Genomic DNA, 23,437 nt, shown 5'->3' with positions numbered 1-23,437 from the left:
TCAATGTAACCGCGATTGTGGAAGGCGATGGCGAAGTTATCGCTTTACCCATTCTGTTACGGCGACTCAACCAGTGGTTAACCCCGGACATACACGTCGATGTGGGGTATCCGATTCGAGTTCGTCGCGACCGCTTTTTAAACAGAGCGGACGAATTTCGTCGCCACTTAAGTCTTGCCGCTAACAAATGCGGCGACGAGGGCTGGATATTGATTCTGTTCGATGCGGACGATGACTGCCCCGCCGAACTGGGCCAAGAGATTTTGCGGCGCGCCGAAAGTATCGTCCCGCACCGGAAAATTTCCGTGGTGTTGGCAAACAGAGAGTACGAGGCCTGGTTTGTCGCAGCCGCCGAATCGCTGCAGGGACATCGAGGCTTTACTTACGACCCGGCAAAGTTTGTCGATCCCGAACAACCGCGCGATGCCAAGGGGTGGATCAAGGCTTGCATGGCCAATCGTTCGTATGGCGAAACCACCGATCAGCCGGCGTTTTCCGCGCAAATAAACTTGCAGTTAGCATTTGACCGTAGTCGCTCGTTCAGAAAACTTTGCAGCGAATGGCATAAACGGTCATTGGCCGCTGGGGCCTAATTCCATCCCGGTTAGGGACGATTCGGTATAGCGGTTATAGCCGGCTGTCGACCGATCGGCGTTGCGCCTGGTAAATCGCTTGAACCGCTATCTATTGCGAAACAGTCCGTTGTCATCGTGGCGGGAATGAATTTGGCGCTGCGATTCTCGTTTGGCCGCGAAGTGAGCCGCGCTAAGCCGATATTAAGCTGAATGGAGAACAATCTGCTGCAACTGAAACAGTCCGCAAAGGAGGATATATGTTCAGGTTGTTAGCCATCGCTTTGTTTTGTTTGTCGTTTTCCGGTGTGGCCGCCGCGCACGAAGATTGGGGGCATGGCCGCCGCCACGGCCACCATCACCAGCATTACCGGCACCACCACGGGCCTTACCGCCCGGCGTATCTTCCGCCGAGATGGGGTTACCAACGCGTGCCGCCGCGTTACCATGCTTTGCCGCCGCCGCGCGATTACCGGCACGACCGTCACGCGCCTTACCCCGACTACGATTACCGGCGCGGTTGGTAGCCATGAAACGGATTATGCGTACTTGGGGGTTGTTGGCCGGTTTGCTCTGGCTTTCGGGATGCGTGGCCTACGTACCCTACGGCCATCGCCCGGCCGGCTATTATGCACCTCACGGCGGTTACGGCTACGATGCCGGTCCGCGCCACGGCGGCGGTTGGCATCATCGCCACCACCACCACCGCTGATGGCTGTCGTCTGTTGGCGCCGCACTGTGTCGAATAATTTGACGACATAAGCCACCCGGATCGCGCGCCCGGCAGCCGGTTTGGTTTAAAAGCCCTTGGCGCCGCAAAGGCTAGGCGGCGTAACCAAGCGGCAACTTGCCGGCTGGCCGTGTCGCGTTTTTTGACACTTGCCGGTCAACGAAACTAACGTCGGTTCGTTCGGATAGCCGGCGGCATTGATTTTGAAACGGTTTTGTGCTTAGGTTCGCTTTATGCTGGTATTTTGACGACAAAAAATCACTATACCGGGGGCGATTATGAACACCTATCACCATAATCCGAAAGTCGCGGATTTTGCCCAGGTCGCTGTCATTCAAGCCAAAGCCATTAACGGACGTAAGGTTTACGCGTATTTGGCTTCTTTTGCCGATGTTGCGGTCGGCTTGACCATTCTGGTCTCGATATGCTGCTCCAGCCTGTTGTTGCTGTGTACCAGCCTGGGCGTGATTTGAGCGCCGATTTTCGGCGAGACCAGGCTTTTCCGGCGCTTAGGTTCCGGCGGTATCCGACCCGGCCAACCTCGGCTTGCGGCTGGTTGCCCGGCCTAGCCGGGTTGTTCGATAGGCGTTGTTTGACTTGCGCCGCTGAGCCGCTAAGCTAAGCCCTTTTAGTTGGGGTCAGCCGCATTTCTATGAGTCAACGTATCGCTTGCTTGGACAATTTGCGCGGATTGGTCATGATGTTGATGACGCTCGATCATACCCGCGATTATTTCAGTATTTCCCATTTCGATCCTACCGATTTGCAGAAAACCACCGCAGCGCTGTTCCTGACTCGCTGGATTACGCATTTCTGCGCGGCCGTGTTCGTGTTTCTGGCCGGCACCAGCGCCTATTTGTGGGCGGCTAAACGCGGTACGGACGCTCCGGTTAGCGGTTTTCTCGCCAAGCGCGGTTTGCTGTTGCTGGTATTGGTTTGTACGGTAGAAGCCTGGGCCTGGAATTTTCGCGCCGATTTGCGCCACATCGACGGCGGCGTGTTGTGGGCGCTTGGCTGGTCGATGATCGTGTTGGCTGCGCTGGTGAAATTGCCGTTGGGCTGGGTCGTCGTGATCGGCGGATCGATGGTTGTCGGGCACAATTTGTTCGATGGGCTTAAACCTGCCGACTTGGGTTGGTTCGGACCGTGGTGGTCGGTGCTGCATACCGGGGACGACATCGATTTGGGCGCTGGCTGGCAATTGAACCCATATTACCCGCTGATTCCCTGGGTCGGCGTGATGGCCTTGGGTTACGGCTTCGGCCATTTGTTGACCGTGGAGCAATGGCGAAATCCCCGGTGGCTGATGCTACTGGGCTGTAGCTTGCTTGCCGGGTTTGTCGCGTTGCGCTACAGCAATCTGTACGGCGATCCGCAACCGTGGCAAGCCTACCCAGACCCGTCGTTCACGCTGCTGTCGTTTCTAAACTGCCACAAATATCCGCCGTCACTATTGTATTTGCTGATGACGTTGGGGCCGGCGCTGGTGTTTTTGGCGCTTGCGGCGCGGCCGCTGCCGGTACTGCAAGTATTCGGCAGGACTCCGCTGTTCTATTATCTGATTCATCTATACACGATCCACGGTCTGGCGGTACTGGTGGCGTTGATCAACGGCGGTCCGGTGGCGGTAGTGATGGGCGGCGGGATTTGGCAGAAAGACTGGCCGGCCGATTACGGTTTTGGCTTGGTCGGCGTTTACGGCTTTTGGTTGCTGGTATTACTGATGCTGTATCCGGTGTGCCGCTGGTTCGAAGCGTTTAAAGCGGCGCGGCGGCAGTGGTGTTGGCTGCAATATTTGTAGCCAATCGCTGCCGGTAACGGCAGAACCGTTTCCGCCCGGTAGCCGTTCCCCGATATACTGCAGCTATTTTTTTCGATTTATCCCGCTATGCAACCCTACTTAGATCTTCTGGCCGACATCATGGCCAACGGCGTCGACAAAAACGACCGTACCGGCACCGGGACGCGCTCGGTATTCGGCCGGCAAATCCGTTACAACCTGGCCGACGGTTTCCCGTTGTTAACCACCAAAAAACTGCATTTCAAATCGATAGCCTACGAGTTGTTATGGTTTCTGCGCGGCGACACCAATATCAAATACTTGAACGACCACGGCGTCACAATCTGGGACGAGTGGGCGACCCCGGACGGCGAGCTCGGTCCGGTTTACGGCGCGCAATGGCGCAATTGGTTGGGGCCGGATGGCACCTGTTACGACCAGATCGAGATTCTGGTCGACGGCTTGAAGCGTAAACCCGACTCGCGGCGGCACGTGGTCAGCGCCTGGAACGTGGGTTTTCTACCGGATGAAACCATAGGGCCACGCGAAAATGCGGCGGCCGGCAGGATGGCGTTGCCGCCGTGCCATGTGCTGTACCAGTTTTACGTCGCCAATGGCAAATTGTCTTGCATGATGACTCAGCGCAGTGCCGATTGTTTTTTGGGTGTGCCGTATAACCAGGCCAGCGTGGCATTATTGACGCATATGCTGGCCCAGCAATGCGGTTTCGAACCGGGCGAGCTGATCATGTCGTTCGGCGACGTCCACGTCTATCGCAACCATTTTGCCCAAGTAGAATTGCAATTGGGCCGCCAGCCTTTGCCGCTGCCGCAGTTGCAGTTCGGGCGCCGGCCGGAGTCGATTTTCGATTACCGGTTTAGCGATTTCGAATTGCTGAATTATCAGGCGCACCCGCATATTGCCGGGGCCGTGTCGGTATGATGGAGTGCGGGTAGAAGCGCATTGGCTGCGCCTCTACCCGATGGCCTCAACTGGCCGTTGGGACCTTATAGCGGGAGTTTTGCGGATTATTTGTTGCCGGCTTTGATATGTTCGACGGCTTCCTCGGCGGCTTTGGTCGCAACGTCGGCATGGCCCATTTTGCCGTGCTCGACCGCGCTTTCCAGAGATTTGACGCCGGCCTCCATGTGGGTTTTGGCTTCGCCTTTGGCGACTTCGGCGCCTTTTTTGGCATGGGGCAGAGCGGCTTCGGCGTGTTCTACCAATACCGAAGCATGGCCGGCTTTGCCGTGGGTCACGGCCTGGTTGGCGTGTTCCAGCGCGGTTGCGGCATGTTCTTCGGCAAATACGCCGCTGCTGGCAAACAATAGTGCGCTGACGGTAATCGCTGTTAATGTTTTCATAAATCCCCCGATTTTTGTTGTGTGTTGAGTTGCCCCCTTGCGGTGGCTAGTTAAAGACTTGAGGCGCGAGGAATGGTTCCATTAAATTTAGCCGTTACCGCTGATGCATGCATTGCCAGCCTAGCCGGATCGGCTTGCCGAAGTTCGAATGGCCTGGAACACTTCAACCCGATTTTGCCAAACCGATATGAATAGTGAAAAACGCCTGACGATTTTTCAACGCCTAGCCGAGGCCACGCCGAATCCGACCACCGAATTGAATTACAGCACGCCGTTCGAATTGCTGGTGGCAGTGGTGTTGTCGGCGCAAGCGACCGACAAGGGCGTCAACAAAGCGACCGCCAAATTGTTTCCGGTCGCCAATACGCCGCAGGCGATTTTGGCTTTGGGCGAAGACGGCTTGAAAGATCACATCAAGACCATCGGTTTATTTAATAGCAAGGCGGCAAATGTCATAAAACTTTGCCAGACTCTGCTGGAAAAGCATCGGGGCGAGGTTCCGCGTGAGCGGGAAGCGCTGGAAGCGCTGGCTGGCGTCGGCCGCAAAACGGCTAACGTGATTTTGAATACCGCATTCGGCCAGCCAACCATCGCGGTCGATACCCATATTTTCCGGGTCGCCAACCGCACCGGCCTAGCGCCGGGGAAAAACGTGCTGGAGGTGGAGAAGAAACTGGAAAAGACGGTGCCCAAGCCCTATAAAAAAGATGCGCACCACTTACTGATCCTGCACGGCCGCTACATCTGTATTGCCCGAAAGCCGCGCTGTGGGGCCTGTTGCATCGCGGACCTGTGCGAATTTAAGGACAAGAATCCAGCTTGAATATGCAATAATCAGGATCGAAGCAGCAGGACGTTTGCCATTCGTAATGCGGCCGGAATCGGGCCGGATAACATAATTACAAAAACGCACGAGAGGATATCTACATGAAAAAATTCAATAAATCTCCGTTGGCCGCTGCAATGGGCGGTGCCCTTTTGTCCGGAATCGCTGCGAACGCGCAAGCCGAGTCCAATCCGTTTGCGTTGTCGGAACTGTCCGGCGGCTATATGCAGGTCGCTACTTCGCACGCCGAGCATTCCAACGGCAAAATCAGCCAAGGTGCCTGCGGCTCCAATGCGATGGATAGTAACGGTAAAAAAGTGGCTGGCGGCGCCAAGAAAGCCGACGCGAAGAAGGCAGAGGGTTCCTGCGGCGAAGGGATGTGCGGCGGCATGATGAGCGGCGGTAAGATGAAGCCGGGCATGGAAAACATGTGCGGTGCGATGATGAAAGGCAAGGAAGGCGCCTGCGGCATGGGCATGATGGGCGGCATGGACCATGGTAATGCCGACAAGCCGAAACAAAGTGAGGAAGGCAGTTGCGGCGCGATGATGAATCCGGATAAAAAAGCCGGCGAGCATAGCTGCGGTGCCATGATGAAAGGCGGCGAAGGCAGTTGCGGCAGCAAAGTGGATGCCGACAAAGCGGCCGGCCATTAATTCTCCGACCTGACGGTAAGAATCGACGTTATGGATTTTCAGGATATACAACAGCTGGTTATCGATTACGGTTATCTGGCCTTATTCATCGGTACCTATCTGGAAGGCGAAACCATTCTGGTAATTGCCGGCTTTTTGGCGCATAGCGGCTATTTAGCGCTGGAATGGGTCATGTTGACAGCGTTCCTCGGCACCTTTGCCGGCGACCAGACCTTCTTTTATCTGGGACGCTGGAAGGGGATCTCTTTTTTGGAGAAGCGGCCGCTTTGGCATAGTAAAACCGACAAAGTGTTCGATCTGCTGCACAAACACCAGATACCGGTGATTCTCGGTTTCCGTTTTCTGTACGGCGTACGCAACGTGACGCCGTTCGTGATCGGCGCCAGCAAGATTCATCCGCTGAAGTTCTTTGCCTTGAATTTTCTGGGTGCGGCGATCTGGGCCATCGCTGTCGGTTACTTGGGCTATACCTTCGGCCAATTTGCCGAATCCATCATGGGCCAGGTCAAAAAATACGAAATGTATATTCTGGGCGTGTTGGTGGCGATAGGTCTGGCCTTGTTTTGGCGTTCGACGCATAAACCGGAAGAGTAAGCGATGCAGAGCGTTCGCAATCTGGTCCACGGTGCCGGCCTGGGTTTGCGCCGTTCGTTTTTGAGCGAGATTGTCGACCAGCCGCCAACGCAAGTCGGCTTCTACGAAGTGGCACCGGAGAACTGGATGCCGATCGGCGGCAAGTTCGGCAAGCAATTTCGGGCCATGACCGAGCGCTTCGACTTCGTTTGCCACGGCCTGTCGCTATCCATCGGTAGCAGCGATCCGCTCGACGAACAGTTCGTGCGCGATCTTAAACGGTTCATGGCCGAACACGGCATCAAGTTTTACAGCGAACACCTCAGCTATTGCAGCCACGGCGGGCATCTATACGATTTGATGCCGATGCCGTTTACCGCCGACGCGGTCAAACATGTCGCGGCCCGCATTCGTCGGGTACAGGACATTCTGGAACAGCGTATCGCCATCGAAAATATTTCCTATTATGCCGCGCCCGGGCAGGAAATGGCCGAGATCGATTTTTTCAATGCCGTCGTTGCCGAGGCCGATTGCGATGTGCTGCTCGATATCAATAATATCTACGTCAATAGCGTCAACCACGGTTACGACGCCGCCGCTTTTCTGCGGGCCATGCCGGCCGAGCGGGTCGCGTACGCGCATATTGCCGGTCATTACGTCGAAGCCGAAGACTTCTTGGTCGACACCCATGGCGCCGCGGTGATCGACCCGGTCTGGACGTTGCTGGCGACGGCTTACGATCTGTTCGGCGTCTTTCCAACCTTGCTGGAACGGGATTTCAACATTCCACCCCTGGCTGAATTGTTACGGGAAGTGGACACGATCAGCGCCATTCAACAGCATGCCGTTGCCGCCGAAAAACGGGTGGCTTGATGGCAGCATCTTTTCAAACCACGCAACAGCGATTTGCCGCCTATATCCGCGATCCGTATAGCAATCCGCTGCCGGCCGATGTCGCGCCTAAACGGATGGCGATGTACCGCGAATTGTTTTTCAACAATATCGATAGTTTCATTGCCAGCAATTTTCCAGTGTTACGGGCCATTCTGGACGATGCACAATGGCTGGAGTTGACGCAGGATTTTTTTTCCCGCCACCACTGCCGGACGCCGTATTTTTCCGAGATTGCCGAAGAGTTTTTGGAGTATATGCAAAACGAGCGCAATCAGCCGGACGACTATCCGTTTCTGCTGGAGTTGGCTCATTACGAATGGGTGGAAATGGCGCTGTCGATTGCCAAGGATGCGCCGAATTGGGGTGACCAGGCGTTTTTGGCCAACCTGTCTACCCAAACCATTGCGCTGTCACAACTGGCCTGGCCGTTGTTGTACCAATATCCGGTGCACCTCATCGGTCCGGATTTCCTGCCGGCGCAGCCGCCCGAGCAAGCGACTTGCCTGGTCGTCTATCGCGACCAGGCGGACCAAGTCCACTTTCTGCAGGTGAGCGGTCTGACGCTAAGCTTGCTGCAAATCCTGCAAGACCGGGGACCGATGCCCGCCGCGCAATGTTTGCAAATCGTCGCAGCCGAATTCCCGCAGGTCGAGCCGCAACTGTTGCACAGCAACGGCTTGGCGATGTTGCGGGAACTGGCCGAAAAAGGAATCGTTATTCCGGCTGGCGCCGCTTGAAGCAGTGTAGCCATACCAGGCCGTCGTCGTTCCATTCCATGCCGCTGTGCATGCGCAAGATCAAATCCTTATATACCGCCAAATTCGGATAGCCCTCGGCTTGGGCGTCGGCGTCGCTCATATCGCCGATGCGTTGCCGCTCCACCGCGGTGATCTCGAACTCGACGCCTTCCAAAACAAACGTTTCCCCAGGGTAGGCGTACAGGCCGTCCCGGCGTTGTTGGGTCTTGTCGCCGGCCAGTGCCGCTGCCACCAGCTTAGGATGGCGGATCAGTCGGTCGATCTCGCAAGTCTTTTCAGGGTAGTCGTTCATAGTCTTCTTCGATTGCGCAAAAACGCGACACTTTAAGAGCGTTGCCCGAGCAATACAAGCCTCTCCCGTAACTGGCCCGCAATTATTAAGGTTTAATTGCGGCGCGTCGGACATTTCCTACATTCGCACATTAGCAATGCGTGATTGCCTAGCTATACTGCTTGACAGACGTTTGCCAGAGAGTCTTTGAACAGGTTCGAGCAATTCGATTAAGCGGAAAAGGAGGCGGAAGCCAGTGCCGATGTTTCAAGTATTACTTTTATTGTTGGTTGGTTCGCTGTGCAGCGCTTGGTTTGCTGCCTCGTATACCAAACGTCGATTGCTGAAAGAGCTGGCAAATCAACCCAAACCACCGCCGTCGCTGCCTACCGCCGATTTGGAAAAATACCTTGCCGGAATTGACAAGTTTGCCGACGAAGTCGCGCCGGTCTGGTCCAACCATATCGAATCTTCGCGCCGGCAAATGGATCAGGCCGTCGCAGAATTGACCGGACGCTTTGCCGCGATTACCGACGGACTCGATACCTTGCTAGGTGTGTCGAGCAAGCCGGCGCTCGGCGGTCACGACGACGTTTTTTCGGCCAGTAACGCCAATCTGCAAAAAGTCGTCGGATCGCTGGATGCCTCTTTACAGGAAAACTTGCAGGTACTGAGCAAAATCCGCTCCTTGGCCGGGTTTATCGATGAACTGAAAACCATGGCTAGGGAAGTGGCGCGGATCGCCGAGCAAACCAATTTGATTGCGTTGAATGCGGCCATCGAAGCCGCCAGAGCCGGGGAAGCCGGCCGCGGGTTCGCCGTGGTGGCCGATGAAGTGCGCAAGTTGTCCAATTTGTCCGGCGAGACCGGTAAATTGATAGGTTCTAAGGTCGACCAGGTCAGTGGCGCGATCCAAACCACATTGGTGGCCGTCGAGAAAAGCACCGAAAACGAAACTGCGGCCGTCGCCGCATCGCAAGGCAATATCCAAACCGTTATGAGTGCATTGCACGGCGTGTTCGAAACGCTGCAGCGCCACTCGGACGACATGGACAATCAAGCCCGTCTAATCAAACGCGAGATAGACGAATCGCTGGTGCAATTTCAATTTCAGGACCGGATCAGTCAGGTTTTATCCCATGTTCGCGACAGCATCGGCAATCTGCCGCGCCACATTATGCGCAGCCACGGCGACGGCGTATTCGGCCTCAAACCGCTGGCGACAGACGACATTCTGCATGAGTTGAGCAGTACCTACACGATGGTTTCCGAGCACGGCGCCCATCGCGGTAATGTCAACCACCAACAACCCGCTACCGATATTACTTTTTTCTAGGATCAAACAATGGCAAAAACAATTCTAGTGGTCGATGACTCCGCCTCCGTTCGTCAAGTGGTCAGTATTGCGCTGAAAGGCGCCGGTTACGAGGTGATCGAAGGCGTGGACGGTAAAGACGCGTTGAGCAAACTCACCGGCCAGAAAGTGCACCTAGTGATTTCCGACGTCAATATGCCGAACATGGACGGTATCACCTTTGTCAAAGAACTCAAGCAGTTGCCGGCCTACAAATTCACTCCGGTCATTATGCTGACCACCGAATCGCAGGAAGGCAAGAAACAGGAAGGGCAAGCCGCCGGCGCCAAAGCCTGGGTGGTTAAGCCGTTCCAGCCGGCACAGATGCTGGCTGCCGTAGCGAAGTTGATTTTGCCTTAAGGGTTCGCCGCTGACTGCTGTTCAGCGTTTCAGGCAAATCGCATTTAAGGGCAAGGGTTCGACGATGCAAACTCTAACGATAGAAGACGAATTGACCATCTTTACCGCGGCGGAGCAAAAAAACAATGTATTGAGTTTTTTAAGCTCGGGCGACGATTTGGAAATCAATCTTTCCCAGGTTGCGGAAATGGATACCGCCGGTCTGCAATTGTTGATTCTGGCCAAGCGGGAGGCGGCTCGTGCCGGGAAAACTCTGCGTTTTGTCATGCATAGCAAGGCGGTGTTGGACATTTTGGAGCTTGTCAATCTGACCACGGCCTTTGGCGACCAAGTGGTCATTTCGCACAGCGAGGGTTAGCCGATGAATATCGATGCCGAAATGAAGGCGGCTCTGGTGACTTTCACGATAGAAAGTCTGGAGCTGTTGCAAGACATGGAAGACAGCCTGTTGAGTCTGGAAGACGGCGCCGATCCGACCGAACGGATTAATTCGATCTTCCGTGCCGCGCATACCATCAAGGGTTCCTCCGGTTTGTTCGGATTGGACCACATCGTTAAATTCACCCATGTGGTCGAAAGCGTTCTGGACGCACTACGCGAGGGCAAAATCGAGGTCAGTTCCGATCTGGTGGCCGTGTTGTTGCCGTGCTGCGACCACATTGCGTTATTGATCCGGGCGGTGGTCGACGGCGATGTCGAGGAAAATCCGGATATGACAACGGCCGGCGATGCGCTGCTCGCCGAATTGCGGCCGTTTCTGGATGGCGGCAATTCCGCCCCGGTGGCAACCGTGGCTCAAGCGCAGGACCATTTGGAAGCCAGCGGCGGCGGCGAAGTAGAAACCGGCAATTGGCATATCTCGCTCAGGTTTGGCGAGGATTCTTTGCGCAACGGCATGGACCCTTTGTCTTTCATCCGCTATCTGACGACGCTGGGCAGTATCGTCAATCTGACGACGATCACCAACCGGATTCCCGCAGCCGCGGAAATGGATCCGGAAACCAATTATTTAGGCTTCGAAATCGACGTCAAAAGCGATGCCGGTAAGGAAGCGTTGGAGAACGTATTCGAATTCGTCCGGGCCGACAGCATCATTCACATCTTGCCGTTGGAAAGCGCGATAGCCGACTACATCGAATTGATCCGTTCCTTGCCGGAAGACGACGCTTACCTTGGCGAATTGCTGGTGAAAAGCGGCGTACTGACCAAGCGTGAATTGGAAGACGGCCTGAGTAAGCAAAAATCCGACTCCGAAGCCAGTCAGCCGGCGCAGCCGATCGGCGAAATCCTGGTCGAACAGCAGGTGGTGCAGCAACCGCTGGTTACGGCAGCGCTGGAAAAGCAAAAACAGATTAAAGACAACAAAGCCCGCGAAAGCCAAAGCATTCGAGTCGATGCCGAGCGTTTGGATAAATTGATCGACTTGATCGGCGAATTGGTGATCTCCAGCGCCGGCGTCAATTTGCGTGCCTTGCAAACCGCGCAATCCGCATTGCTGGAAGCCACCGGCGAAATGATGCGTCTGGTCGAAGAAGTGCGCGACAGTGCGTTGCAACTGCGCATGGTGCCGATCGGCACGACTTTCGGCCGCTTCCAGCGTGTGGTGCGCGATGTCAGCAAGGAATTGGGCAAAGACATCAATCTGGCCATCACCGGCGGCGAAACCGAAGTCGATAAATCGGTCGTCGAAAAAATCGGCGATCCGCTGATGCACTTGGTGCGCAACGCCATGGACCACGGTATCGAGCCGGCCGAAGTCCGCCTGCAAAACGGCAAGCCCGGCCAGGGTACGTTGCGGCTGAATGCCTACCACGAATCCGGCACCATTGCCATCGAGGTCAGCGACGACGGCGGTGGCTTGAACCGCGAACGCATCCTGGCCAAGGCCGTCGAAAAAGGCATGGTGCCGGCCGATGCCAAGTTGACCGATCAAGAAGTTTACTCGTTGATTTTCGAACCCGGCTTTTCCACCGCCGCGCAAATTTCCAACCTGTCCGGCCGTGGCGTCGGCATGGACGTGGTGAAGCGTAACGTCACCGATTTGCGCGGCAGCATCGAAGTCGAAAGTACCTTGGGCGTCGGCACGACGATGCGTATCCGCTTGCCTTTGACGTTAGCAATTATCGACGGCTTTTTGGTTGGCGTCGGTAAATCCTCCTTTGTGATCCCGCTGGACCGGGTCGTCGAATGCGTCGAATTGACCGACGACAACGGCAACAACGACTACATGGACTTGCGCGGCGAAGTGCTGCCTTTTATCCGTCTGCGCAATCTGTTCGGCATCAACGACCAACCCCCGCGGCGGGCGAATGTGGTAGTGGTGGACGTGGCCGGCGCCAAAACCGGCTTGGTTGTCGATCGCTTGCTCGGCGAGTTTCAGACGGTGATCAAACCGCTAGGCAAGCTGTTTGCACATGCCCAAGGCCTGGGCGGTTCGACCATACTGGGTAGCGGCGAGGTGGCCTTGATCCTCGACGTGCCGGTGCTGGTCGGCTCCTTCGAACAGAAAATGCAGCGCCAGGCCCTGTCGATGTCGGCATGATGCTTTGCCGGTCATTCTCTTTGCGAATCAGGAATTAAGCCATGAGAAATAATCAACCCGTTACCGATGTCGAATTGCATTTCGGCGAAGACGAAATACTGAGTTCGACGACTGATTTAAAAGGGCGCATCACTAGCGTCAGCCCGGCTTTCGTCAAGTTGAGCGGTTTTGCCGAGCAGGAACTGATCGGGCAACCCCATAACATCGTTCGCCATCCTGACATGCCGGCCGAGGCCTACGAATGGATGTGGCGCACCATCTCCGCAGGCAATACCTGGAGCGGGTTAGTAAAAAACCGCTCGAAACAAGGCGATTTCTATTGGGTGGAGGCCAACGTCTCGCCGGTCTATACCCAAGGCAAAATCGTTGGTTACCGCTCTCTACGTTTTAAACCCCAACGCCGCGATGTCGATGCGGCTGCCAGCTTATATGCCGACATCAAGGCCGGCCGCATCAGCAATCCATTTCAACCGAAAACACTGAACACCATGCTGAGCAAGATAAAACTGTGGCAAAAATTTTTGGCTTTGATCGTACTCGCCATTGTGATGTTCGCCGTGCCGACCTACTTATTGGTCGGGCGCAGCGTCGACGATAGAAATTTCGCCTTGAAAGAAAAACAGGGTGTCGATTACGCCACCGAAACCATCAATTTGATGAAATTGGTAGTGGAGCACCGCGGTTTGAACGCGATGGTGATTGCGGGCAACAAGGACCAAAGCGATGCCAGGGAGGCGAAGCGCAACGAAATCGAGCGCCAGTTGGCCAATGTTGCCGAGTTGGATAACCGTTTCTCCGGGCTCGGTTTAACGCCGGCGTGGAAAGCCATCCAAGACCAGTGGCAGACCTTGGCGGCCGTCGTTGGCCAGATGGATGCTCAAGCCAATGTGGCACGGCATGGCGAATTCATCGCGCAATTACATGCCTTCAATCGCAAGCTCGGCGATGCATCCGGTCTGGCGTTGGATCCGGAAAACGACACGTATTACACGCAAGTGTTGGCGATCACTTTATTTCCGGACCTGTCCGAGCAATTGGGCATGCTGCGCGGAATAGGTGCGCCGATTTTACACAGAAAGGTGATTACGCCGGCAGAAGCCGCTTACCTGCGCGAATTGATCGCCAATACCGAAGAGACATTGACGTTAGTCGATGAGAACATCGCCAAAATCGCTTTCGTGGATTCCGGTATCCGTTCGGCATTGCTTAAGGCCAGCGTCGATGCCAAGCAGGTCCTGGCTTTGGCCGAGACCGAAATTTTGCAGCCTGCCAAATTGGAGCTTGCCGATGACGAATATTTCAGGATTTTGAGCGAGACCATTCAACAAAATTTCGCCATGTCATCCGGATTCGGCAAGTTGCTGCATAGCGGTTTGGATGCGCGCGTGGCGCGGCTGGACGGAACGATCAACGCCACGTTGGCGGTGGTATCGCTGTTTTTGTTGGGTTTCCTGGGCTTGAGCTGGTATATCGCGATGGGCGTGCTAAAGCCGGTAGCTTCGATGATCAATGCCATGACCTTGCTCGGACGCGGCGAAATACCGCCGCGCGACGACAACAATTACGGCCTGGAATTCAATCAGCTCAACGAAGGCGTCAAGGCCGCAGTATTTTCGGTGCAAGCTTTGATAGCCGACGCCGGCATGCTGGCGCAAGCGGCGGTGGAGGGTAAGTTGTCTATCCGGGCCGATGCGACCAAACACCAAGGCGACTTCCGCAAAATTGTGCAAGGCGTTAACGACACGCTGGATGCCGTGATTGGTCCGCTTAACGTGGCGGCGGACTATGTGGACAACATCGCCAAAGGCGCGATTCCAGCCAAAATTACCGACAACTACAACGGCGACTTCAACACCATCAAAAATAATCTGAATACTTGCATCGATGCGTTGAATGGCCTGATTGAAGAAATGCACCACATGTCCGACCAGCACGACCTTGGCGATATCGACGTCAAAATCGATGAAAACCGTTTCCATGGTAGCTATCGGGCCATGGCCAAGGGTGTCAATGACATGGTATTCGGACATATCGAGGTCAAGAAGAAAGCCATGGCCTGTTTCAAGGAATTCGGCGAAGGCAATATGGATGCCGCCATTGAGCAATTCCCGGGGAAAAAGAAATTTATCAACGAAACCATCGAACAGGTCCGCAGTAACATCAAGGCCCTGGTCGCCGACGCGAACCTGCTGGCGCAAGCGGCGGTGGCAGGCAAGTTGTCGACCCGCGCCGATGCGACCAAGCACCAAGGCGACTTCCGTAAAATCGTGCAAGGGGTCAACAATACTTTGGACGCCGTGATCGGGCCTTTGAACGTGGCGGCGGACTATGTGGACAATATTTCCAAAGGCAACATCCCGGCCAAGATTAGCGACAACTACAACGGCGACTTCAACACCATCAAAAACAACCTGAATAACTGCATCGACGCGATCGGCAACATGGTGGCGGAAGCGGCGGCGTTGGAAAAAGCCGCGATCGAAGGCCGCCTGGCCACCCGCGCCGACGCCAGCCAATACCAAGGCGACTTCCGCAAAATCGTGCAAGGGGTCAACAACACCCTGGATGCCGTGATCGGCCCGCTGAACGTGGCCGCCGACTACGTCGACAAAATCTCGCGCGGCGCGATTCCGGCCAAAATTACCGACAGCTACAACGGCGACTTCAACGTCATCAAAAACAACCTGAACACCTGCATCGACGCGGTCAACGCCCTGGTCGCCGACGCCGACATGTTGGCCCAGGCCGCGCGTGACGGCAGGTTATCGACCCGCGCCGACGCCAACAAACACCAAGGCGACTTCCGTAAAATCGTGCAAGGCGTCAACGACACCCTGGACGGCGTGATCGGCCCGCTGAACGAAGCGGTCGACGTCCTGAGCCTGGTCGAACAAGGCGACCTGACCCGCACCATCAACGGCGACTACCAAGGCCAGCTCGGCGACTTCAAAGACACCGTCAACAACACCATCGCCAACCTATCGAAAACCATAGGCGAAGTGATTGTGGCGGCAGACCAACTGACCAATGCCGCCGAACAAATCAGCTCCACCTCGCAATCGCTATCGCAAGCGGCCAGCGAACAAGCGGCCAGCGTCGAAGAAACCAGCGCCAGCATCGAAGAAATGGCGGCCAGCATCAACCAGAACGCCGAAAACGCCAAAGTCACCGACGGCATGGCCGGCAAAGCCTCCAAAGAAGCGGTGGAAGGCGGCGCCGCGGTGAAACAAACCGTAGACGCGATGAAAGAAATCGCCGCCAAAATCGGCATCATCGACGACATTGCCTACCAAACCAACATGCTGGCGCTGAACGCAGCGATCGAAGCGGCGCGGGCCGGCGACCACGGCAAAGGCTTTGCCGTGGTGGCGGCGGAAGTGCGCAAACTGGCGGAACGCAGCCAAGTGGCGGCGCAAGAAATCGGCGAACTGGCGGGCAGTAGCGTAAAAACGGCGGAAACGGCCGGCAAACTGCTGGACGAAATCGTACCGAGCATCGCCAAGACCTCCGACCTGGTGCAAGAAATTGCCGCGGCCTCGCAGGAACAATCGGCCGGGGTCAGCCAAGTCAACAACGCGATGAACCAAATGAACCAAATCACCCAACAAAACGCCTCGGCCAGCGAAGAGCTGGCGGCGACGGCGGAAGAGATGACCGGTCAATCCGAACAACTGCAATCGTTGATGGCCTTCTTCAAAATCGGCCACGGCGGCAGCGGGGCGGATGCCCGCCGCAATCAGCGATACGCCGATGCCGAGCCGGCCATCGATTTGGACGAAGCGTTACAGGCGCATAGCGAATGGAAAATCAAGCTGCGGCGGGGCATCAGCCATCGCGAGGAAATGGATGCGGCCACCATCGCCCGCGACAATTGTTGCAAGTTGGGTAAATGGTTGCATGGCCCCGGCAAGCGCCAATACCAGCAATTGCCCAGTTTTCGTGACTGTATGCAAAAGCACGCCGTGTTTCATCGGGAAGCGGGCCGAGTGGCGGAGATTATCAACAGCGGCCAATACGACCAGGCCGAATCGATGCTGGATCGAGGCAGTGCCTATGCCGCCGCATCGAGCGCGGTAGGGTTGGCAATCGCCGAATTGAAGATTCAAGCCAACTTGTAACCAGCCGGCTTGGTCCGATCCGGCTCCATTGCCTATGGTCGGTTGCCGGCGCCGTATTTGCCGTAAGGCATCAGCTTTAAAACATGAGCCAACTAAATTAAAAAGCGGAGGAGTACCCCATGACAGTCACACAGCGTTTGTTGATATTAATCGGCTCTGCCGTACTGGGGCTGGCCGGATTGGCGGGCTTTAACTATGTGCAGATAGATAAGGTTTATAACGCCACCAATTTCAACACCGTCAATACCTTGCCGAGCGTATTGTTGTTGAACGATATCGCCGGCCAGATATCAGGCATTCGTGTCCACGTTTGGCAGCATCTGACAGAGACCGACGATGCGGCGATGCAGAGCGTGGAACGAGAAATCGAAACCAAACGCCGTAATATCGATAAGTCATTGAATCAATACGAAGGGTTATTGGCCAATGACGAAGACAGACGGCTGCTTCAGGACGATAGAACCGCTCTGGCGGACTACGACAAGTTGAGCGCTAAGGTGCGAGAGTTATCCCGGCAGAATAAAAGCAGCGAAGCCCGAGATTTGTTGATGCGGAGCCAGCCGGTGGTGGACAAACTGCTGGCCGCGTTTAAAAACCATAGCGAGTATAGCCAGCGGTTGGGCAAAAAATCCTCGGACGAAGCCGTTTCGATCCAATCGAGCGCCGTTGCGGTTTCGGCAACGATTGCCTTGTTGTCTATCGCGGTGGTCGGCTTGTTAGGCTTTTTTATCGCCCGTAATCTGATGAAGCAATTGGGCGGCGAACCGGCCTTCGTTTCCGATCTCGCTTACAAGATATCGCAAGGCGATTTGAGCACGGTAATCGCATTGCGCGCCGGCGACGAGACCAGTGTGATGGCCAACATGAAGCGCCTGAGCGATAACATTAAAGCCTTGTTGGCCGAAATGGACCATATGTCTGCCGAACACGAAAAAGGCGATATCGACGTGGTCGTGGATACCGCTAAATTCCACGGCAGTTTCAAAACGGTGGCGAAAGGCGTCAACGATATGGTCAATGCCCATATCGCTGTCAAAAAAATGGCCGTTGGCGTATTCAAAGCCTTCGGCGAAGGCGATTTCGATGCGCCGATAGAAAAATTGCCGGGGAAAAAAGTCTTTATCAACGAGGCGGTCGAACTGGTTCGCGGCAATTTGAAAGCCGTAATCGCCGACGCCAACCTGCTGGCGCAAGCGGCGGTGGAAGGCAAACTGGCGACCCGTGCCGATGCGTCCAAACACCATGGCGATTTCAGAAAGTTGGTGCAAGGCGTCAACAACACCTTGGATGCCGTGATCGGCCCGCTGAACGTGGCCGCCGACTACGTCGACCGCATCTCCAAAGGCAACATCCCGGCCAAAATTACCGACAACTACAACGGCGACTTTAACACCATCAAAAACAACCTGAACAACTGTATCGACGCGATCGGCAACATGGTGGCGGAAGCGGCGGCGTTGGAAAAAGCCGCGATCGAAGGCCGCTTGGCCACCCGCGCCGACGCCAGCCAATACCAAGGCGACTTCCGTAAAATCGTGCAAGGGGTCAACAATACTTTGGATGCCGTGATCGGGCCTTTGAACGTGGCGGCGGACTATGTGGACAATATTTCCAAAGGCAACATCCCGGCCAAGATTAGCGACAACTACAACGGCGACTTCAACACCATCAAAAACAACCTGAATAACTGCATCGACGCGATCGGCAACATGGTGGCGGAAGCGGCGGCGTTGGAAAAAGCCGCGATCGAAGGCCGCCTGGCCACCCGCGCCGACGCCAGCCAATACCAAGGCGACTTCCGCAAAATCGTGCAAGGGGTCAACAACACCCTGGATGCCGTGATCGGCCCGCTGAACGTGGCCGCCGACTACGTCGACAAAATCTCGCGCGGCGCGATTCCGGCCAAAATTACCGACAGCTACAACGGCGACTTCAACGTCATCAAAAACAACCTGAACACCTGCATCGACGCGGTCAACGCCCTGGTCGCCGACGCCGACATGTTGGCCCAGGCCGCGCGTGACGGCAGGTTATCGACCCGCGCCGACGCCAACAAACACCAAGGCGACTTCCGTAAAATCGTGCAAGGCGTCAACGACACCCTGGACGGCGTGATCGGCCCGCTCAACGAAGCGGTCGATGTCCTGAGCCTGGTCGAACAAGGCGACCTGACCCGCACCATCAACGGCGACTACCAAGGCCAGCTCGGCGACTTCAAAGACACCGTCAACAACACCATCGCCAACCTGTCGAAAACCATAGGCGAAGTGATCGTGGCGGCCGACCAACTGACCAATGCCGCCGAACAAATCAGCTCCACCTCGCAATCGCTATCGCAAGCGGCCAGCGAACAAGCGGCCAGCGTCGAAGAAACCAGCGCCAGCATCGAAGAAATGGCGGCCAGCATCAACCAGAACGCCGAAAACGCCAAAGTCACCGACGGCATGGCCGGCAAAGCCTCCAAAGAAGCGGTGGAAGGCGGCGCCGCGGTGAAACAAACCGTAGACGCGATGAAAGAAATCGCCGCCAAAATCGGCATCATCGACGACATTGCCTACCAAACCAACATGCTGGCGCTGAACGCAGCGATCGAAGCGGCACGGGCCGGCGACCACGGCAAAGGCTTTGCCGTGGTGGCGGCGGAAGTGCGCAAACTGGCGGAACGCAGCCAAGTGGCGGCGCAAGAAATCGGCGAACTGGCGGGCAGCAGCGTAAAAACGGCGGAAACGGCCGGCAAACTGCTGGACGAAATCGTGCCGAGCATCGCCAAAACCTCCGACCTGGTGCAAGAAATCGCGGCGGCCTCGCAGGAACAATCGGCCGGGGTCAGCCAAGTCAACAACGCGATGAACCAAATGAACCAAATCACCCAACAAAACGCCTCGGCCAGCGAAGAGCTGGCGGCGACGGCGGAAGAGATGACCGGCCAATCCGAACAACTGCAATCGTTGATGGCCTTCTTCAAAATCGGCCACGGCGGCAGCGGGGCGCGGCGCGCTAAGAGCGTCTCGCGTCGGGTGGAAAAGGTTAAACCGGCTTCGAATCCGAGCTCCAGTTACGGCGGCGAAGCCGAATTCGATCTCAGCCAATTCGAGCGCTTCTAGGAGGTTGGCATGGGAGCAATCGCGACTACATCCAGCCAGTTGCCGGCAGCTACGGAATCCTTGGCTGCCGCCGGCCAATATCTGACTTTTGTGCTCGGCGGCGAGGTTTATGCGTTGGGGATTTTGAATATCAAGGAAATTATCGATTACGGCCAACTAACCGAAGTGCCGATGATGCCGGCTTTCGTGCGCGGTGTGATCAATCTGCGCGGCAGTGTGGTGCCGGTCATCGATTTGATGGCCAGGTTCGGCAAGGGCGCGACCCAAATAGCCAAGCGCACCGGCATCGTCATTGTCGAGACTGCCGCCGGCGAGCATGAAGACGGACATAACCAGGATATCGGGATTATCGTCGATGCGGTCAACGAGGTGGTAGACATCGGTCCGCAGGATATCGAGCCGCCGCCCAGTTTCGGCGCGGGTATCCGGCCCGATTTCATTAACGGTATGGCAAAACGGGATAACCGCTTCGTGATCCTGTTGAACGTCGGCAAAGTGCTATCTGTGGATGAAATGGTGGCCTTGGGGCAAACCGTTTCCGGGTTTACCGCGGAAGGAACGGCCGATTAAAGGGGGAAATGGTGGCCATTAACCACGTTAGCGGCTCGGCACCTGTCTTACACCAGCATGAATTTGCCTGGATCAAGGATTTTTTGTACAAACGCGCCGGGATCGTTCTCAACGATAGCAAGCAGGCCATGGTGGTGGGGCGTTTGGAGAAACGGCTGCGACACCATGGCTTGGACAGCTATACCGAGTATTTCCGCTTGTTCGGCCGGCCCGGTTTCGAAAACGAAACCACGATGGCGATCGATTTATTGACCACCAACGAAACCTATTTTTTTCGCGAACCCAAGCATTTCGATTTTCTGACCCAGCACGTTCTGCCGCAACAGTCGCCTCGCCGGACATTTCGGGTTTGGAGTGCGGCAAGTTCCAGCGGCGAAGAGGCTTATACCCTGGCGATGCTACTGGCCAACCAATCTCGGTTCGGCCAATGGGAGATTGTCGGAACCGACATTTCCAACCGTATCTTGGAGAAGGCCCGGCGTGGCCTGTATCCGAGCCATGGGGCGGAAAAAATCCCGCAAGCGCTATTGAAAAAGTATTGCTTGAAGGGTACCGGCGAGTTCGACGGCTATTTTTTGATCGATCCGGCCTTGCGCAAGCATGTTAAGTTTATTTACGCCAATTTGATCGGTAATCTGCCTAACTTGGACATGTTCGACGTGATTTTTCTGCGCAACGTTATGATTTACTTCGATATGGAAACCAAGCAGCGGCTGCTGGAGCGTATCACCAAGTACTTGCTGCCGGGCGGCTACTTCTTCGTCAGCCACTCGGAGTCGTTAAACGGCATGAAGACCGATTTGCAGATCATTACGCCATCGATCTACCGCAAGCCGGTGGATGCTTGATTACGGGTACGGCATGAACAAGCCGGAGTTGTTTCTGGAGATATTTTTGCAACCGGGAGAGCTTTATTTCGGCGACAGAGAGACTCGGATCCGGACGGTTTTGGGCTCGTGCGTGGCGATTACGTTGTGGCATCCGTCGCTTTATATCGGCGGCATGTGCCATTTCATGTTGCCGGGGAGCCGGCGCCGGCAGCGGGCAACGCAATTCGACGGACGCTATGCGGATGAAGCCCTGTTGATGTTCATGCAGGAGCTACGTAAATCCAACACTTCGCCGAAAGATTACGAAGTGAAAATGTTCGGCGGCGGGGACCAGTTTCCTGGACAATCCAAGTCCGACCGGATCAGTGTACCGGATAGTAATGTGATAGCCGGCAGAGAGTTGCTGGCCCATCACGGTTTCAAACTTAAAGCCGAACACTTGGGCGGTACCGGCCACCGGAATGTGATTTTCGATTTGTGGAGTGGCCACGTCTGGATGCGGCACGTTTCGAAGGGGTTGGAGCGGATACAGGCATGAGCGAAAAAAAAATCAGAGTGCTGGTGGTCGACGATTCGGCGGTGGTGCGCCAAGTGTTGACCCAATTGTTAAACAAGTCGGCCGACATCCAAGTTATCGGTTCGGTATCCGACCCTATCTTTGCGATGGCCAGAATGAATCAGGATTGGCCGGATGTGGTCGTGTTGGATGTGGAAATGCCGCGGATGGATGGTATTACCTTCCTGAAGAAAATCATGTCGGTGCGGCCGACGCCGGTAGTTATTTGCTCGACTCTGACCGAAAAAGGCGCCGAAACCACGATGCAGGCCTTGGCGGCCGGCGCTACAGGCATTGTTACCAAGCCCAAGGCCGGCTTGAAAGCCTTTTTGGAGGACGATAGCGGCGACATCGTGCATGCGGTGAAAGCGGCGGCAATGACCGATATGCGGCGGATGAAGGCCATGACCATGGCGGTTCACGCTCGGCCGGCGAAACCGTTTGAGCCGGCTCCCGCCGCGGCCGGCACCCTTCAGGCCTCGGCGATGGCCGCGACCACCGACCGCTTGGTGGCTATCGGCACGTCGACCGGCGGCACTCAGGCTTTAGAGGTGGTGTTGACCCAGTTGTCCCGGATCGCACCGGGTATTGTCATCGTGCAGCATATGCCGGAGAAGTTCACCGGCGCCTTTGCCGCCCGCTTGAACAGCATCTGCGAAATCGAAGTCAAGGAGGCGGTCAGCGGCGACCGGGTGATACCGGGCCGCGCCTTGATCGCACCGGGCGGCAAACATATGACGGTAAAGCGCAGCGGCGCGCAATACGTGGTGGAAGTGCAGGACGGCCCGTTGGTAAACCGGCACCGGCCGTCGGTGGACGTGCTGTTCCGGTCGGTGGCGAAATGGGCCGGCAAGAATGCGTTAGGCATCATCATGACCGGGATGGGCGACGACGGCGCGCGCGGTTTGAAAGAAATGTACGCGGCCGGGGCTCGCACTGCCGGCCAGGACGAAAAAACCTGCGTGGTGTATGGCATGCCCAAGGAAGCGGTAAAACTGGGTGCAGTGCAACAGGAGCTGCCGTTGCAGGCGATTGCCGGCCTGATCGAGCAGTACGGCAAGTAATTGCGTGCAAAAAAAGCAAACTGCGCCGCGGTCTCGGTCATAATTGGCGTTTTGTTTCCGGGACGGCAATCATGCGTTATTTACATACGATGGTGCGGGTGAAAGATCTCGCCGAATCGCTGGATTTTTACTGCAACAAACTGGGTCTGGCCGAAGTTCGGCGCATGGATAGCGAAGCCGGGCGCTTTACCCTGGTGTATTTGGCGGCAGCGTTAGATCGGCAGAGCGCCGCCGCGAACGATGCGCCGCTGCTCGAGCTTACTTACAACTGGGATCCTGAAAATTACAGCGGCGGCCGGAATTTCGGCCATCTGGCGTTCGAAGTGGACGACATCTACGCAATTTGCCAAAAATTGGCGGACCAAGGCGTTACCATCAATCGGCCGCCGCGCGACGGCCATATGGCTTTCATTCGTTCGCCGGACCAAATTTCCATCGAATTGCTGCAAAAAGGCGCGGCGTTGGCACCGCAAGAGCCTTGGGCCTCTATGGCGAATACCGGCGTCTGGTAAGGC

24 protein-coding genes are annotated in these 23,437 nt (G+C 56.0%); 22 read left to right on the top strand and 2 right to left on the bottom strand.

Going from position 1 to position 23,437, the window contains the following annotated elements; genetic code table 11:
• Positions 1 to 17 precede the first annotated feature (17 nt).
• The 6 genes from MKFW12EY_RS20780 to MKFW12EY_RS20755 all read left to right on the top strand — a co-directional run bounded on the left by MKFW12EY_RS20780 (position 18) and on the right by MKFW12EY_RS20755 (position 4,024).
• Positions 18 to 593, top strand: a complete 576-nt coding sequence (locus MKFW12EY_RS20780; RefSeq protein WP_245006373.1) for a DUF4276 family protein — start codon at positions 18 to 20, stop codon at positions 591 to 593.
• Positions 594 to 832: 239 nt separating this feature from the next.
• On the top strand, positions 833 to 1,099 hold the full coding sequence (locus MKFW12EY_RS20775; protein ID WP_054762823.1) for a hypothetical protein: 267 nt from the start codon (positions 833 to 835) through the stop codon (positions 1,097 to 1,099).
• A 2-nt stretch (positions 1,100 to 1,101) separates the two neighbouring features.
• Positions 1,102 to 1,284 (top strand): hypothetical protein, encoded by a 183-nt coding sequence (locus MKFW12EY_RS20770; protein WP_054762821.1) that lies wholly within the window; start codon positions 1,102 to 1,104, stop codon positions 1,282 to 1,284.
• Between the two features lie 296 nt (positions 1,285 to 1,580).
• Positions 1,581 to 1,775 (top strand): hypothetical protein, encoded by a 195-nt coding sequence (locus MKFW12EY_RS20765; RefSeq protein ID WP_054762819.1) that lies wholly within the window; start codon positions 1,581 to 1,583, stop codon positions 1,773 to 1,775.
• Positions 1,776 to 1,954: 179 nt separating this feature from the next.
• Complete coding sequence (locus MKFW12EY_RS20760) at positions 1,955 to 3,103, top strand: acetyltransferase domain-containing protein (RefSeq protein ID WP_054762816.1); 1,149 nt, start codon at positions 1,955 to 1,957, stop codon at positions 3,101 to 3,103.
• A gap of 87 nt (positions 3,104 to 3,190) precedes the next feature.
• Positions 3,191 to 4,024, top strand: a complete 834-nt coding sequence (locus MKFW12EY_RS20755; RefSeq protein ID WP_064027945.1) for a thymidylate synthase — start codon at positions 3,191 to 3,193, stop codon at positions 4,022 to 4,024.
• An 86-nt stretch (positions 4,025 to 4,110) separates the two neighbouring features.
• Here the strand turns inward: MKFW12EY_RS20755 and smbP are convergent, their stop codons facing one another.
• Positions 4,111 to 4,446, bottom strand: a complete 336-nt coding sequence (gene smbP, locus MKFW12EY_RS20750; protein ID WP_054762813.1) for a small metal-binding protein SmbP — start codon at positions 4,444 to 4,446, stop codon at positions 4,111 to 4,113.
• 187 nt (positions 4,447 to 4,633) lie between these two features.
• Here smbP and nth point away from each other — a divergent pair, with 187 nt between their 5' ends.
• From nth to MKFW12EY_RS20725, 5 genes are all read left to right on the top strand, one after another.
• The gene (gene nth, locus MKFW12EY_RS20745; RefSeq protein ID WP_054762828.1) at positions 4,634 to 5,269 is read left to right on the top strand and encodes an endonuclease III; all 636 of its coding nucleotides are present in this window, start codon (positions 4,634 to 4,636) and stop codon (positions 5,267 to 5,269) included.
• A gap of 104 nt (positions 5,270 to 5,373) precedes the next feature.
• Positions 5,374 to 5,928, top strand: coding sequence for a hypothetical protein (locus MKFW12EY_RS20740; protein WP_064027950.1), 555 nt, complete (start codon positions 5,374 to 5,376; stop codon positions 5,926 to 5,928).
• Between the two features lie 30 nt (positions 5,929 to 5,958).
• Positions 5,959 to 6,522: a DedA family protein gene (locus MKFW12EY_RS20735; RefSeq protein ID WP_064023096.1), complete on the top strand. Its 564-nt coding sequence runs from the start codon at positions 5,959 to 5,961 to the stop codon at positions 6,520 to 6,522.
• 3 nt (positions 6,523 to 6,525) lie between these two features.
• Positions 6,526 to 7,374: an HvfB family MNIO-type RiPP peptide maturase gene (locus MKFW12EY_RS20730; protein WP_054762811.1), complete on the top strand. Its 849-nt coding sequence runs from the start codon at positions 6,526 to 6,528 to the stop codon at positions 7,372 to 7,374.
• On the top strand, positions 7,374 to 8,132 hold the full coding sequence (locus MKFW12EY_RS20725) for an HvfC family RiPP maturation protein (protein WP_221053686.1): 759 nt from the start codon (positions 7,374 to 7,376) through the stop codon (positions 8,130 to 8,132). The genes MKFW12EY_RS20730 and MKFW12EY_RS20725 overlap by 1 nt, the downstream gene beginning before the upstream one ends.
• Here MKFW12EY_RS20725 and MKFW12EY_RS20720 read toward each other — a convergent pair.
• Positions 8,110 to 8,445: an ASCH domain-containing protein gene (locus MKFW12EY_RS20720; protein WP_054762808.1), complete on the bottom strand. Its 336-nt coding sequence runs from the start codon at positions 8,443 to 8,445 to the stop codon at positions 8,110 to 8,112. The genes MKFW12EY_RS20725 and MKFW12EY_RS20720 overlap by 23 nt on opposite strands.
• 241 nt (positions 8,446 to 8,686) lie before the next feature.
• Here MKFW12EY_RS20720 and MKFW12EY_RS20715 point away from each other — a divergent pair, with 241 nt between their 5' ends.
• The 11 genes from MKFW12EY_RS20715 (at position 8,687) to MKFW12EY_RS20650 (ending at position 23,434) form a co-directional block, all read left to right on the top strand.
• The gene (locus MKFW12EY_RS20715; RefSeq protein ID WP_245006372.1) at positions 8,687 to 9,760 is read left to right on the top strand and encodes a methyl-accepting chemotaxis protein; all 1,074 of its coding nucleotides are present in this window, start codon (positions 8,687 to 8,689) and stop codon (positions 9,758 to 9,760) included.
• A gap of 9 nt (positions 9,761 to 9,769) precedes the next feature.
• Complete coding sequence (locus tag MKFW12EY_RS20710; RefSeq protein ID WP_054762806.1) at positions 9,770 to 10,138, top strand: response regulator; 369 nt, start codon at positions 9,770 to 9,772, stop codon at positions 10,136 to 10,138.
• A gap of 64 nt (positions 10,139 to 10,202) precedes the next feature.
• Positions 10,203 to 10,496 (top strand): STAS domain-containing protein, encoded by a 294-nt coding sequence (locus MKFW12EY_RS20705; RefSeq protein WP_054762804.1) that lies wholly within the window; start codon positions 10,203 to 10,205, stop codon positions 10,494 to 10,496.
• A 3-nt stretch (positions 10,497 to 10,499) separates the two neighbouring features.
• Entirely contained in the window at positions 10,500 to 12,680 is a 2,181-nt protein-coding gene (locus MKFW12EY_RS20700; RefSeq protein ID WP_221053685.1) for a chemotaxis protein CheA, read from the top strand.
• A 41-nt stretch (positions 12,681 to 12,721) separates the two neighbouring features.
• Positions 12,722 to 16,798, top strand: a complete 4,077-nt coding sequence (locus tag MKFW12EY_RS23105) for a methyl-accepting chemotaxis protein (protein ID WP_245006371.1) — start codon at positions 12,722 to 12,724, stop codon at positions 16,796 to 16,798.
• A gap of 119 nt (positions 16,799 to 16,917) precedes the next feature.
• Complete coding sequence (locus tag MKFW12EY_RS20675) at positions 16,918 to 19,902, top strand: methyl-accepting chemotaxis protein (protein ID WP_221053684.1); 2,985 nt, start codon at positions 16,918 to 16,920, stop codon at positions 19,900 to 19,902.
• A gap of 9 nt (positions 19,903 to 19,911) precedes the next feature.
• Entirely contained in the window at positions 19,912 to 20,472 is a 561-nt protein-coding gene (locus MKFW12EY_RS20670; protein ID WP_054763201.1) for a chemotaxis protein CheW, read from the top strand.
• Positions 20,473 to 20,480: 8 nt separating this feature from the next.
• Entirely contained in the window at positions 20,481 to 21,320 is an 840-nt protein-coding gene (locus MKFW12EY_RS20665) for a CheR family methyltransferase (protein ID WP_221053683.1), read from the top strand.
• Positions 21,313 to 21,840, top strand: a complete 528-nt coding sequence (locus MKFW12EY_RS20660; RefSeq protein WP_245006370.1) for a chemotaxis protein CheD — start codon at positions 21,313 to 21,315, stop codon at positions 21,838 to 21,840. The genes MKFW12EY_RS20665 and MKFW12EY_RS20660 overlap by 8 nt, the downstream gene beginning before the upstream one ends.
• A complete protein-coding gene (locus MKFW12EY_RS20655) occupies positions 21,837 to 22,922 on the top strand; it encodes a protein-glutamate methylesterase/protein-glutamine glutaminase (RefSeq protein WP_064023087.1) in 1,086 nt (361 codons plus the stop codon). Before MKFW12EY_RS20660 ends, MKFW12EY_RS20655 begins: the two co-directional genes overlap by 4 nt.
• 71 nt (positions 22,923 to 22,993) lie before the next feature.
• Positions 22,994 to 23,434, top strand: a complete 441-nt coding sequence (locus MKFW12EY_RS20650) for a VOC family protein (RefSeq protein ID WP_221053682.1) — start codon at positions 22,994 to 22,996, stop codon at positions 23,432 to 23,434.
• Positions 23,435 to 23,437 lie beyond the last annotated feature (3 nt).

It is taken from the genome of Methylomonas koyamae, assembly GCF_019669905.1.
GTDB lineage: Bacteria > Pseudomonadota > Gammaproteobacteria > Methylococcales > Methylomonadaceae > Methylomonas > Methylomonas koyamae.
This window is presented reverse-complemented; position numbering and strand designations above follow the sequence as displayed.